This window comes from Salinisphaera sp. SWV1 (assembly GCF_052044155.1).
Lineage (GTDB): Bacteria > Pseudomonadota > Gammaproteobacteria > Nevskiales > Salinisphaeraceae > Salinisphaera.
Genome location: NZ_JBQDYE010000002.1, coordinates 129573 through 142981, shown reverse-complemented (window position 1 = coordinate 142981; position 13409 = coordinate 129573). Strand labels below are relative to the sequence as shown.

11 protein-coding genes are annotated in these 13409 nt (G+C 64.1%); 5 read left to right on the top strand and 6 right to left on the bottom strand.

Annotation, left to right across the window (positions count from 1 at the left end; translation table 11 throughout):
- Nucleotides 1–36 precede the first annotated feature (36 nt).
- Nucleotides 37–816, top strand: a complete 780-nt coding sequence (locus ACS8YF_RS01800) for a metal ABC transporter permease (protein ID WP_440848509.1) — start codon at nucleotides 37–39, stop codon at nucleotides 814–816.
- A gap of 54 nt (nucleotides 817–870) precedes the next feature.
- On the opposite strand, the gene ACS8YF_RS01795 is transcribed toward ACS8YF_RS01800, so the two are convergent.
- Both ACS8YF_RS01795 and ACS8YF_RS01790 read right to left on the bottom strand, forming a co-directional pair.
- Nucleotides 871–1728, bottom strand: a complete 858-nt coding sequence (locus ACS8YF_RS01795; RefSeq protein WP_440848508.1) for an N-acetylmuramoyl-L-alanine amidase — start codon at nucleotides 1726–1728, stop codon at nucleotides 871–873.
- A gap of 5 nt (nucleotides 1729–1733) precedes the next feature.
- On the bottom strand, nucleotides 1734–2135 hold the full coding sequence (locus ACS8YF_RS01790) for an acyl-CoA thioesterase (RefSeq protein ID WP_440848507.1): 402 nt from the start codon (nucleotides 2133–2135) through the stop codon (nucleotides 1734–1736).
- Nucleotides 2136–2233: 98 nt separating this feature from the next.
- On the opposite strand from ACS8YF_RS01790, the gene hrpA reads away from it, so the two are divergent.
- Nucleotides 2234–6187, top strand: a complete 3954-nt coding sequence (gene hrpA / locus ACS8YF_RS01785; RefSeq protein WP_440848506.1) for an ATP-dependent RNA helicase HrpA — start codon at nucleotides 2234–2236, stop codon at nucleotides 6185–6187.
- Nucleotides 6188–6688: 501 nt separating this feature from the next.
- A complete protein-coding gene (locus ACS8YF_RS01780) occupies nucleotides 6689–7228 on the top strand; it encodes an invasion associated locus B family protein (protein WP_440848505.1) in 540 nt (179 codons plus the stop codon).
- 74 nt (nucleotides 7229–7302) lie between these two features.
- Here the strand turns inward: ACS8YF_RS01780 and ACS8YF_RS01775 are convergent, their stop codons facing one another.
- Genes ACS8YF_RS01775 through ACS8YF_RS01765 form a run of 3 tightly spaced genes read right to left on the bottom strand, consistent with a single transcriptional unit; the run spans nucleotide 7303 to nucleotide 9046 of the window.
- On the bottom strand, nucleotides 7303–7887 hold the full coding sequence (locus tag ACS8YF_RS01775) for an ACP phosphodiesterase (RefSeq protein WP_440848504.1): 585 nt from the start codon (nucleotides 7885–7887) through the stop codon (nucleotides 7303–7305).
- Entirely contained in the window at nucleotides 7884–8402 is a 519-nt protein-coding gene (locus tag ACS8YF_RS01770; RefSeq protein ID WP_440848503.1) for an N-acetyltransferase family protein, read from the bottom strand. The genes ACS8YF_RS01775 and ACS8YF_RS01770 overlap by 4 nt, the downstream gene beginning before the upstream one ends.
- 29 nt (nucleotides 8403–8431) lie before the next feature.
- Nucleotides 8432–9046 (bottom strand): carbonic anhydrase, encoded by a 615-nt coding sequence (locus ACS8YF_RS01765; RefSeq protein WP_440848502.1) that lies wholly within the window; start codon nucleotides 9044–9046, stop codon nucleotides 8432–8434.
- A 150-nt stretch (nucleotides 9047–9196) separates the two neighbouring features.
- On the opposite strand from ACS8YF_RS01765, the gene ACS8YF_RS01760 reads away from it, so the two are divergent.
- Together ACS8YF_RS01760 and ACS8YF_RS01755 are read left to right on the top strand one after the other, a co-directional pair.
- Nucleotides 9197–10900, top strand: a complete 1704-nt coding sequence (locus ACS8YF_RS01760) for a phospholipase C (protein WP_440848501.1) — start codon at nucleotides 9197–9199, stop codon at nucleotides 10898–10900.
- A gap of 244 nt (nucleotides 10901–11144) precedes the next feature.
- A complete protein-coding gene (locus ACS8YF_RS01755) occupies nucleotides 11145–12638 on the top strand; it encodes a multicopper oxidase family protein (protein WP_440848500.1) in 1494 nt (497 codons plus the stop codon).
- A gap of 84 nt (nucleotides 12639–12722) precedes the next feature.
- Here the strand turns inward: ACS8YF_RS01755 and ACS8YF_RS01750 are convergent, their stop codons facing one another.
- Entirely contained in the window at nucleotides 12723–13307 is a 585-nt protein-coding gene (locus ACS8YF_RS01750; RefSeq protein WP_440848499.1) for an acetate uptake transporter, read from the bottom strand.
- Nucleotides 13308–13409: the final 102 nt, after the last annotated feature.

The window sequence follows — 13409 nt, the reverse complement described above, 5'->3', positions numbered from 1 at the left end:
ATTCGATTGGTCACAATTTAATGGTGAGGCTCACCAATGAAGAAAAATCTGATTCGCACAACATCCATCGCCGTAGCCGGCGCCATCGCACTCGCCGCCCTGACCGCGCTGCCGGCGCTCGCCGCCGACACCCAGCATCTGCGCGGCCGGATCACGTCGGTATCCGACAATGGCTTTACGATGACCACCCGATCCGGCGACGAGCGCCAGGTCGTGCTGTCGTCGGATACCAAGATCGCGGCCGTGACGAAAGGCGATCTGTCGAACATCGACAAGGGCACCTTCATCGGCACGGCCAATGTCGAACGCGATGGCGAGAACCGGGCGCTTGAGATGGTGATCTTTCCGCCGTCGATGAAGGGCACGGGCCTGGGTGATTACGGCTGGGATCTGTCGCCGGCGATGGCAAATGGCAGCGCCGGCGGTCAGGGCAGTGCCACCGCCAATGGTTCGAGCATGACCAACGGCACCGTCAGCGCCAAAACCAGTGGTGGCATGAGCGGCGGCTCAAGCATGACCAATGGCACGGTGAGCGCGAAGAGCGGCGGCTCGATGAGCTCGGGCTCGAGCATGACCAACGGCAGTGTGACCAGCGCGTCGGGCGGCGGCCAGTCGATCACCCTGCAGGTGGATTACGGCAAGGGCAGCAAGACCATCGTGGTGCCGGCCGACGTGCCCACGGTCAAGGTGGCGCCGGGTAGCCGTTCGGATATCAAGGCCGGTGCCCATGTGTTCGTCGCCGGGCCGCAGGCCGATGGCAAATTCAGCGCCGAGCGCGTGATTGTCGGGCGTAATGGCACCGTGCCCCCGATGTAGTTGACCGCGGCCATATCCCGGTAAAAGAGAAAGCGGCACCGCGTGGCGCCGCTTTTATCGATACTGGGCATCGAGCGCCCACAGCCGGGCCAGCGTCTGGGTATCGGGCATGCCGTTCACGCCGGACGGACGGAAGTGCATCTGAAAGGCACGCAATACCGCGCGGGTTCGCGCATCGAGCCGACCGCTGACCGGCAGGTCGTAGCCATAGTCGGCGAGCCGGGACTGGATCCGCGCCACGGGCGGCGCATGGTCGGCGAAACGCCGCGCATATATCGCCACCCGTTCCGGATCGGGCCAGGCGCCGATACCCGCTTCGTAGAGCCAGTGCCATGGGAACGCCGGGCCGGGGTCGATCTTGCGCTGCGGGGCGATGTCGGCATGTCCGACCACGTTCGCCGGCTTGATGTCGTAACGCGTCACGATATCGCGGGCCAGCGCGATCACAGCCCGGATCTGGGCATCGGTATAGGGTTGCCATCGACGCGGCTCGCCCGGCGTGTCGATGGGGCCCAGATTGACGATCTCGATACCGATCGAGGTGTCGTTGATGTGATGGCGCCCGGCCCAGCTGCTGACCCCGGCATGCCACGCGCGTTCGTCCTCGGGCACGAGCTGGCGCACGATGGGCGCGCCGTCGCGTGTCGCCGGATGCGGCCCAACCAGGTAATGCACGCTCACATGAGGCCCCGTCAGCACCTTCAACGCGCGGCCGGCGCGATCTCTGGTGTAGTGCAGGACCAGAAAACGCACGCGATAGTTGTATGCGCTGGCCTGTACGCTTTGGTCAGCCCAGTAACCCGATCGCTTCTTGAGCGTGGCCGGCGGCCCGCAGCCGGCCAATGCGGCCGCCCCGGCGAGCGCCAGGCTCAACAGCCAGCGTCGGCCGTGCCTCGGCAACGGCGCTCGCATGCGGCTCAATCGCCGGTGCCGCGCGGCCGGTCTGTGTCGTCGTAGCTGATCTCGGTCTTGCCGTGCGGTTTCGGGCGGCCGTGTTCGTCGACCGAGACGAATACGATCTGGTCGATGGTCAGAATCGACTTGCGGCTGATCTTGTTGCGCACTTCGCAGCACATGGTCAGCGACGTACGCCCGAATTTGGTCGCCATGATGCCCAGTTCGATGACGTCGGACTGGACGGCGGTCGACACGAAATTGATTTCCGAGATGTACTTCGTGACGATACGCGGGTTTTCGAGCTGGATGATCGCGTAGATCGCGGATTCTTCGTCGATCCAGCGCAGCAGGCTGCCCCCGAACAAGGTGCCGTTCGGGTTCAGGTCTTCCGGCTTGATCCACTTGCGCGTATGAAAATTCATTGAGTCGTCCCGGCGAATGACGATCAGTATTTTACTGATCCGATCGGCAAAAGGTTATTTGCAAGCCGGCTAAACCGACGGACTTTCGGGAACCGCCATTGTCCACTGACACCCAGCAATCCATCGAAGATGTTCTCGATCGCGTGCAGACGCGCGACCGCTATCGGCTGCTCCGGCAATGGAACAAGGCCGGCGACGCCGCGGCCCGGGCCAACGTCGAGCAAGACATCGCCGCTAGCGCGGCGATCACGGAACGACGCGCCGCGGAGCGCCCGCCGATCGCACTGGCCGAGGGATTGCCGGTCACCGCCCGCGCGGACGAGATCCGCGCGGCGATCGAATCGCACCAAGTGGTCATCGTCTGCGGCGAGACGGGCTCGGGCAAGACCACGCAGCTGCCGAAACTGTTGCTGCAGGCCGGCATCGGCGATCGCGGCCTGATCGGGCATACCCAGCCGCGCCGGCTCGCGGCACGCAGCGTGGGCCAGCGCGTGGCCGAGGAAACCGGCACCGAATTCGGCGGCCTGGTCGGCTTCCAGACGCGCTTCGAGAACAAGCTCTCCGATGCCACCCAGGTCAAGCTGATGACCGACGGCATCCTGCTGGCCGAAACCGCGCGCGACCGGTTTCTGAACAAGTACGAGGCCATCGTCATCGACGAGGCCCACGAGCGCACGCTCAACGTCGATTTTCTGCTCGGCTATCTCAAGCGCATCCTGCCGAACCGGCCGGATCTGAAGGTCATCGTGACCTCGGCGACCATCGACCCGGAGCGCTTCGCCGAATTCTTTGACGACGCGCCGATCATCAATGTCGAGGGCCGTGGCTATCCGGTCGAGGTGCGCTATCGGCCGCCGGTCGAGCCGGACGCCGAGCGCGCGCTGGACTGGCCCGACGCGATCGAAAGTGCCGTGCGCGAGCTCTGGCGCGACGGGCCGGGCGACATCCTGGTCTTTCTGCCGGGCGAGCGCGACATTCGCGATACCGAGCGGCATCTGTCGAAGGCGCTGGCCGGCGACAAGTTCGCCGCCGAGATCGTGCCGTTGTATGCCCGGCTGACACGCTCGGCGCAGAACCGGATCTTTTCGGCCTCCAACGGGCGCCGCGTGGTGTTGTCGACCAACGTGGCCGAAACCTCGCTCACCGTGCCCGGCATCCGCTACGTGGTCGATACCGGCCTGGCGCGCATCAGCCGATATTCCACCGCCGCCAAGGTGCAACGGTTGCCGATCGAGCCGGTGTCCAAGGCCAGTTGCAACCAGCGCGCGGGGCGTTGCGGCCGCGTGGCGCCCGGGGTGTGCATCCGGCTGTTCGACGAGGCCGACTACGCGGCCCGGCCCGATTTCACCGACCCGGAGATCCGGCGCACCAATCTGGCCAACGTACTGCTCACGATGGCCGATCTGAAGCTCGGCGCGATCGAGGAATTTCCGTTCATCGATCCCCCCGAGCGGCGCTATATCAACGACGGTCGCAATCTGCTCGCCCAGCTCGAGGCACTCGCCGACGGCCGCATTACCCCACTCGGCCGCCAGCTCGCGCGGCTGCCGCTCGATCCGCGCATCGGCCGCATGCTGATCGCCGGCAACGCGCTCGGTGTTTCGCCGGCCATGCGCGTGATCGCATCCGGGCTGACGATCCAGGACCCGCGCGAGCGTCCGGCCGGCATGCGTGAAGCGGCCGACGCCGCACACAAGCCGTTTACCGACAATCGATCGGATTTCATCAGCCTGTTGCGGCTTTGGGACGCGTTCGTCGACGCCCGGCGCGAGCTGTCCGGCAACAAGCTGCGGGCCTGGTGCAAGAACCGCTTCATCAATTTCATGCGTATGCGCGAGTGGGAGGATCTGGCGCGCCAGCTGCGCCGGATCGGCCACGATATCGGGCTCAACAGCGACCCGGCGCGCGGGCCACTGGCGGATGTCGATCCGGTGACACTGCACCAGGCGCTGCTGCCGGGACTGCTCGATCATGTCGGTCAGCTCGACGAGCCGGGCGAGGGCAAGCCGAAGAAGAAGGGCGCCGAGTATCTCGGCGCGCGCGGGCGCAAGTTCCGCATCTTTCCCGGGTCGGGGCTGGCCCGGCGCCCGCCGAAATGGATCGTGGCCGGTGAGCTGATCGAGACCAGCGCCTTGTTCGCGCACACCGTGGCCGGCGTCGACCCCAGGTGGATCGAGCAGGCCGCGGCGCATCTGGTCACGCGTGAGCACTACGATCCGCATTGGGAGAAACGCCGGGGCCAGGTTGCGGCACGCGAGCGGGTCAAGCTGTTCGGGCTGACCCTCGCCGATGGGCGCAAGGTCGATTTCGGCCGCATCGACCCGGTGCTGGCACGCGATATCTTCATCCGCGACGGACTGGTCGCCTTTGCCGTGGCCGACCGGCGCGGCAAGCTGCCGGCGTTTCTGGCCTACAACCAGGCGGTGGTCGAGGAGATCCAGAATCGCGAGGCGCGTTTTCGCCGGCGCGATCTGCTGGTGGACGAGACCACGCAGGCGGCGTTCTACGACGCGCGATTGCCGGCGACAGTGCACGACCGCAAGACGCTCGATCAGTGGTTGAAGAAAAACGACGCCGACATCCTGCATTTTGACGAGGACCAGCTGCTGCGCTCGGCCGGGGTCGAACTGGAAGAGGGCGCCTATCCGGAATCGATGACGCTCGGTGACCTGCCGGTCAAGCTCGATTATGCGTTCGAGCCGGGGCGGCCCGACGATGGCGTCACGGCGCGTATTCCGCTGGCCGCGCTCAACCAGATGTCGGGTGAGCGCGCCGGCTGGCTCGTGCCCGGTCTGCTGGAGGAGAAGTTTCGCGAATATCTCAAGGCGCTGCCGAAGACGCTGCGCAAGCGTGTGGTGCCCGTGCCGGAGTTTGCCCGCGCCGCCGCCGAACGGGTCGAATTCGGCTCGGGCGATCCGGAAGCCGCGCTGCGCCGCGCCATCCGCGAGATGACCGGACTGGAAATTCCCGACGATGCCTGGGAGGGTTTCGCGCCGAGCGATCACCTGCGCATGCGTTTCGAGGTTGTGGATGAGGCCGGCGAGACCATCGCCACCGGCCGCGATCTGTCACGCCTGCGCCAGGAACTGGGCGAACGCGCCCGCGCGGCGGTATCGCAATCTGCCGACCATGATTTGCGTCGCACGGGGCTTACGGCATGGCCGGCGGATGTCGCGCTGGATCGGCCGGTCACGCTCGAGCATGCGGGGGTGCGCATCGAGGCCTTGCCGGCGTTGATCGATCGCGGCGATCACGTGGATCTGGAGTTGCTCGACGAGCCGGCGGAGGCGGCGCGTGTTCATCGCCGTGGCGTGATCCGCCTGATCCGGCTGGCGGCGAGCCGGCCCACGCGACTGGTCAAGCGCGATCTGCCAAACCTCAAGCGTCATGCGGTGGCGAAGTTCGACCGGCCGCCGGAAACCACCGGCGTGGATCCGGCGTTTGTTGGCATTATCGAACAGGACGGCGAATCCGCGCTGGTGGCGGATCTTCTGATCGCGCTGATCGACGCGCGTCTCGGCGCGACCCCGGTCACGGCGGACGAATTCGACGCCGCGCTGGAGACGGCGCGTTCGCATTTGATGGCGGACGCGGTCGCGCTCTGGCAGGCGCTGGAACCGATGCTGGACACGCTCGCCGCGATTCGCAAACGGCTGTCGAAGAACATCGGCCTGGACTGGATGGCGTCGATCGAGGACATCAACGACCAACTGACCCATCTGGTCCACCTCGGCTTCATCAGTTCGGCCGATGACCCGCGGGCCCGGGCGAAGGATCTGGCGCGTTATCTCAAGGCCGTCGACGCCCGGCTCGACAAGCTGGCCGCGGACGGCGCCGCCGCCGACAAGGCGCGCATGCGCGATGTCGCGCCGTATTGGCAGGCATACAAGCAGCGTGCCGAGAAAGCCATGCGGCGCGGTCATTGGTCGGACGAACTCACCCTGCTGCGCTGGATGGTCGAGGAATTCCGTGTGCAGCTCTTCGCCCAGCAACTGGGGACCGCGATCAAGGTTTCATCCAAGCGTCTCGATGCGCAACTGGCAGCTTGTTGACGCGCCGTGATCATCGTCTTTCGATGACGGATGGGCTCCACGCATGCGGCCAAATGACCGCGCCCGGCCGGCCCCCTATCGGAAATGCCGCCTACCGGCCGCGGGACGTCTGCTGTATTGTGCAACCCACACGCAACCCGTAATCTGACGCCGTTTCGTCGTGATCGCCGACCGATCGTTCCCAGGGCGTTTTTCATGCGCCGTCCGTGCCAGTCGCAAGCTGCGCGGTGCGGTGCGGCCAGGGGCGTCTACCCCATCGACGATGTCATCGCCGCGGCGGACGCGCCACCCCGAACGTCAATTGCAGCCAGGCACAATGGGAAATACCATTCCGCGCTGCGATTGGTCGCGGTCGGGGCGGCGATCATCATTGCGATCTGCGCCGTGCTCGGGCGAGAATCGCGTGTCACCGAATTTGCCAAGCCGGCGTCCTGATTGTCACGCCGCACTCGCGGACCGCATGCTCGCGGCTCGCCTTCCAACCACACAAGGGGATAACAAATGTCCAGAGCTTTCCGGTTTTCCGCCGTCCTGCTGTGCGCAGCCAGCCTGTTCGGCATCGTCGGCGTAGCGGCGGCCCAGAACAGCAATGCCGCTGCGGACAAGTCGGGCCAGAACAACGTCAAGATCACGCACTACGACGACTGGGAAGTTCGCTGCCCGAAGTCGGGCAAAAAGAACGAGTGCGAGATGACGCAGCTGGTCAAGAGTCCGGATTCCGGCAAGCCGATCATGCGCGTGGTCATGGGTTACCCGCCGCAGATCAACACGGCCGCGATGATCTTCATTCTACCGCTGGGAACGCGTCTGGCCCCGGGGGTTCAGCTCAGCGTGGACGGCGATCAGCCGCGTCGGTTCCCGTTCCAGATCTGTCTCGAGCAGGGCTGCCGTGCGGACTTCCCGATCAAGAACTCGCTGCTGAACAAGCTCAAGCATGGTCACACGGCGCAAGTCACGATCGTCGGGCCGAAGGGCGATCAGATCAAGTTGAAGGTTTCGCTGTCCGGCTTCACCGACGCCAACAACGCCATCGCGCAATAGCTTAATAGCTTAATAGCGCAATTACGGCGCAGTATGTCGCACGGGCGCCGGTCGACGCGGTCGGCCGGCGTTTTTTATGGTCGCGGATGGCCGGGGGCGACAACGACGTCGTCGAGCGCCTCGAGCAGTATGGGTAAACGCGATACAAATCCCGGGTATTCCCGCAACAGCGCGGGAAGCGCTTCGGGCAGCGGATTGCGGCGGGTGGCACGCCGCCCGACGGCCGTCAGCGCCCGGTCGATCCCGCCGGTCCCGGTATAGCCGACGAGCATCCGCGCGAAGCCATGCACATCGGGTGCCGGCACCGGTGCCGCTGCCGGCCACTCGTCGGCCACGCGGGCCGCCATGCGGCGGGCGAAGGTCTGCAGCGGCTCTTCGTTGTACTCATGCCAGCTCCGGGCCAGGGCATGGTCAAAGCCGATATCCACGACGATGCCGGCATAGCGCCGAAGCGGCGGGGCGAAGCGTTCCCTCAGTTCGCGGTGTGCCGGGTGGGCGTCACTCGCCGAGTCGATCGCCCGGTGCAGGCGGATGCCGTGATCGGTATCGGGGTCGAAACACAGGCGATCGATCCGGCCCTTGACGATATCGCCCAGGATCTGACCGGCAGCCGAGGTGTTGCTGCGATCGGCCAAGCGAAGATGGACGAGCAGGTTCATTCGCCACCGCCGATCGCGCGTTGGTAATAGGCCACGTCGTGGGCCTGCCCGAATTTATGGCCCACGCCCTCGAGAACGCCCACACGGTTGAACCCGAAGTGCTCGTGGAATCGCACACTGGCCGGGTTGGGCAGCGTGATGGCTGCGATCGCCTGGCGGTAGTCACGCGCGGCGAGCAGCGCGAACAGGTCGCGATACAGGCGCGCACCCACGCCGCATCCACGCGCCGAATCGCGCAGATAGGCCGAGACTTCGACAGTCCAGCGGTAAGCCGCGCGGCTACGGAAACTCGTGGCATAGGCATAGCCGAGCAGCTCGCCGGCGTGCTCGGCAACCAGCCAGGCGTGGCTGGCGTCAATGGCAAGCGCGCGTTCGCCCATGGCCACCCCATCCGGGGGCTCATACTCGAACGAAACCGCGTGATCGGTCACGAAAGGGGTATAAATGGCGGCCAGGGCGGGGCCGTCGTCGGCGCGCGCATGGCGCACGGATAAACCCTGTAGCGGGCTATTCATGGGCTCGACAAGGCCACGGTTGCCGCCCACTAGACGCTGAAGAAATCCACGGCGCCGGTCTCCACCGAATACTCGGCACCCACGATCCGCAGTTCTTCGGACTCAATCAGGTTTTCCAGGATGGGCGAGCTGTGGCCGAGCTGATCGACCGATTTCTCGACATTCGCACGCACGGCCGCGGCCGCCAGCGCGGTGTGGTCGTGGCGCAGCTCGGTCTGGAGCAGTGCATCCACTGACGGCCGCACGCGATCGACGATCGAACGTAAATTGGGGGATTGCTTGTCGGTGGGCCGCTGCAACTGGTCGAGCGTGGCCTTGATCGCGCCGCACTGCGTGTGGCCCAGCACCACGACCAGGCGGGTGCCGAACATTTCCGCCGCGAACTCGATACTGCCGATCTGTGAAGGCGCCACGATATTACCGGCGACGCGAATCACGAACAGATCACCCAGGCCCTGGTTGAACACGATTTCGGCCGGCACACGCGCGTCCGAACAGCCGAGAATGATGGCAAACGGGCGTTGCTTCTGAATCAGCGCCGCTGAGGCCCCGAGGCCGGCCAGGGTGTCGTAGTCGGCGACGTGGTGGACAAAGTCTCGATTGCCCTGCTTCAGGCGGGCCAGAGCGTCGTCTGCAGAAAGCATGCGGTGCGGCACCTATTGATTATGCGATCGAGCGATATTGTGCCATGCTCGCCCGGGGTCCGCTGCGGCTGGTCACGAAATAGTCATCGCCCGAGTCTATGATAAATGGCGGCGTTACTTGCCGACAAGACAACAAACTGGGGAAGTCTCATGTTTCATAGCCGATGGCCGGCCCTTGTTGCCGCGACAACACTTATCGTATTCACCGGGGGATGCAACGATCACAGTAAAAAGAACGTCACTTCGGATGCCGCGAAGACGCCGATTCAGCATCTCGTGGTCATTTTCCAGGAAAATATCTCATTCGATCACTACTTTGGCACTTATCCGAACGCGACCAACCCGAGCAACGCGCCGAAGTTTACGGCCGCAGCCGACACGCCGACCGGCATCGATAACTACACGCAGGAGTTGTTGAACAACAACCCCAATCTGAATCCGGCCAACGGTAGCGGTGCGACAAATCCCTTCCGTCTCGATCGCAGTCAGGCGTTGACCGCCGATCAGGATCATGGCTACAAGCCGGAACAAATGGCGTTCGACAATGGCGCCATGGACCTGTTTCCGAAGTCGGTCGGCCGCGGTGGCCCGCCGCCGGATGTGCAACAGGCGACCGCGACCCAGAATACCGGTCTCGTGATGGGCTACTACGACGGCAACACCGTGACCGCGTTGTGGAACTACGCCCAGCAGTACGCCATGAGCGACAATTCCTACGGCACCACATTCGGCCCGTCGACGCCGGGCGCACTCAACCTGATTTCCGGCCAGACCAACGGCATCGTCAACATGTCGCCGGCCGGCAACACCTACGGCTATGTGGCCGACGGCAACGGCGGCAAGACGCTCACCGGCGACCCGGACCCGATGGGTGATGTGTGCTCCGGTAATACCCAGGTGCGCATGGGCGGCAAGAATATAGGCAACATGCTCAACAGTGCCGGCATTACCTGGGGCTGGTTCGAGGGCGGGTTCGACCTGTCGGTGACCAATGCCGACGGGACGACGGGCTGCGGTCGCAGCCACAACACGCGTGTGTCGACCACGGGCACCCACACGAATGGCCCGGTGACGTCTGCCGATTATATCCCGCACCACGAGCCGTTCCAGTACTACACCTCGACGGCCAACCTGGAGCACAAGCGTCCGAGCAACGTCGCCTCCATTGGTCATACGTACGTGATCGACAGCAAGGGAAACAAGACCAAGACGAAGGATCCGGCGAATCATCAATACGACACCCATGATTTCTTCGACGCAGTCAAGGCCGGCAACTTTCCGGCGGTCAGCTTCCTGAAGGCGCCGGCCTATCAGGACGGCCACGCCGGCTATTCCGATCCGCTCGACGAACAGGATTTCATCGTCAAGGTAATCAATTTCCTGCAACAGCAGAAGCAATGGAAGAACACTGCCGTGGTCATCGCCTACGACGACTCGGACGGTTGGTATGACCACCGTTACAGTCCCAACGTCAATCCGTCAGCAAGCGTGCAGGACGTTCTCAACGGAAGCGGTACCTGTGACGCCGGCGGCACCGGCTCGCACAAGCGCAGCCAGCCGCTGGCCGGTATCGACGGCAATCCGGCCCAGGGCCGCTGCGGCTATGGCCCGCGTCTGCCATTGCTGGTGATCTCGCCGTGGGCAAAGCACAACTTCGTCGACCACACGGTCACCGATCAGACGTCGGTCATGCGCTTCATCGAAGACAACTGGCTCGGCGGCAAGCGTCTGGGGCAGGGTTCATTCGACCAACTCGCGGGTCCGCTGAACAACATGTTCGACTTCAATGCGGCCAGCGCGCCGAATGGGAGCCTTCTGCTGCTCGATCCGCAGACAGGCACGCCGAAGGGCTGAGTGCATACGCAGATCTGTGCAAGCGGGCATCGGTCACTGTCCGCGGTTTGATGCGACGCCCGGCGGCTTGCCGCTGGGCGTTTTTCGTTTAATGCAATACGCGTGATTGCGCGCGCCGGGGCGGACGATGAGCTTATCGCGACGATATTTTCTACTCTTGGGAGCGGCGGGAGCGACCACTGCGGGTCTGGGGTTGCCGGCGCTGGGCGCGAGGGCGGACGCAAAGACACGCCAGGCATTGTCGATGGACCCGCGTACATTGACGCCGTTCGTCGACCCGCTGCCGATTCCGCCGAAGGCCGCGCCTACACGGCAATGGCCGCTGCCGGACGAGAATGGGGAGCGCATCCCCCATTATCGCGTTGGCATGAACGAAGCCGAAGTGAAAGTGCACCGCGACATGAAACCGACGCGCATGTGGACCTATGACGGCACGCACCCGGGCCCGACCTTCGATACCGTATCCGGCCAACCGTTATCGGTCGAGTGGATCAACAATCTGCCGTCTGAACATTTTCTGCCGGTCGACTACACGATCTGCGGAATGAAACCCGGTGCGCAGAGCGTACGCAACGTGGTGCATGTTCACGGGGGCCGTACGCCGGCGGCGAGCGATGGCTATCCGGAGGACTGGTATCCGCCCGGCCAGTCGGCCACGGCTCACTATCCGAATGGGCAGGCGGCTACCACGCTCTGGTATCACGATCATGCGATGGGCGTGTCCCGACTCAACCACTACGCGGGGATGATGGGGGCGTTTCTCATCCGCGATGAACACGAGGCGTCGCTGGGGCTGCCCAACGGCGACCAGGAAATACCGCTGATCATTTGCGACCGCTGTTTCAGCCCGGAAGGCCAGCTGTACTACCCGACCTCCGGCATTCCCGGCCATCCGTGGATCTCGGAATTCCGTGGCAACGCGATCATGATCAACGGCAGGCTCTATCCGTATCTGGATGTCGAGCCGCGCAAGTATCGCCTGCGTCTGGTCAACGGCTCGAACCAGCGCTTTCTGCGCCTGGCGCTTTCCGGTCAGAGGCCATTCCATCAGATCGGCAGCGATCAGGGGCTGCTCGCCTCGCCGGTGGCTATGAAACAGCTCCTGCTGGCACCGGCGGAGCGTGCCGACCTGATCGTCGATTTCTCGGCTTGGTCACATCAGCAATTGACGCTCACCAACGACGGCCACGACGTGATGCAGTTCCGTGTCGGCGGTAAGCAGCACGGGGACCGCTCGCGGATGCCGCAGACCCTGACCCGAGTGCCGCGCATTCCGGAGTCACAGGCGGTACGTACGCGCCATCTCACGCTCAATGACTACAAGCGCCCAAGTGGCGATGCCATGCTCATGCTGCTCAACGGTACACGCTGGTATGCCGAGCCGACCGAAGACCCGGAACTGGGCAGCACCGAGATCTGGAACCTGGTGAATCTCACCGAGGACACGCACCCGATTCACCTGCATCTGGTGCGGTTCCAGGTGCTCGATCGGCGGCCGATCGACATGTTCATGTACGAAAACGAGAAGAAGCTGCGATACCTCGGCAAGGCACAGGCGCCGCAAGCCAATGAAATGGGGTGGAAGGACGTCATTCAGGCCTATCCGGGAACGGTAACCCGCATCATCGTGCCCTTCGACGGTTACCCGGGCCGTTACGTCTGGCATTGCCACATTTGGGAGCACGCGGCGAACGAGATGATGCGCCCCTATGTGGTGCGACCGCGCGGCAGTGCCTAAAAAAAGCCATGCCGACAGACGCGTGATTGTTATGGCGGTTGGCGCGCGGCCCGACATCCAGGCGGGCCGCGCTATTGTCACGGGTCAGTCGCGCGCGCCCACCGGCACCACGACGCGCCCGTAAGTCGCGTTGGTCACTTCGGCGAAGCTGGTGTACATCGCCGAGGCCCCGCACAGGATGCCGACGTAACCGCCCAGGGCGCCGATGGTGCTGGCGCCGAAGGCATCACCGATCCCGAGCAGGGCGAACGTGATCCACAGGGTGAGAAACACGAACCACAGCGCGCGGTTCAGACGAAATGTCGCGATCCACATATAGAACGTGAATACGCCCCAAAGCAGGAGGGCGACGCCGATGGTGGGTCCGGCCTTGCTCAGGTCGAGCAAGCCGTTGCCTGCAAACAGAAGCAGGATGGCGAACCACCACCAGAATGCACCATAGCTGAGAAACGCGACCATCCCGAAAGTGTTACCGGTGCGGAACTCGAGCAGGCCCGCGATGAGCTGTATGAGGCCGCCGTAGGCCAGGGCCAGCGGTATGACGACGGGCTCGCCGCCGCTCGGTAGAATATGGGCGTTGATCAGGCTGAGCAACACGGTAGTCAGCCCGAAGCCGACGAGCCCCAGCGGCCCCGGGTTGGCCAAGGGTTTGATCTGTGTATCCGACATAATCTTCTCCTCCCTGATTGGAATTGTGGCGATCGGAAGATTCAAGATTAGCAGTAGAACTCGAGGAAAAGGTGACTACTTTGGTTGCACACAACACGACAC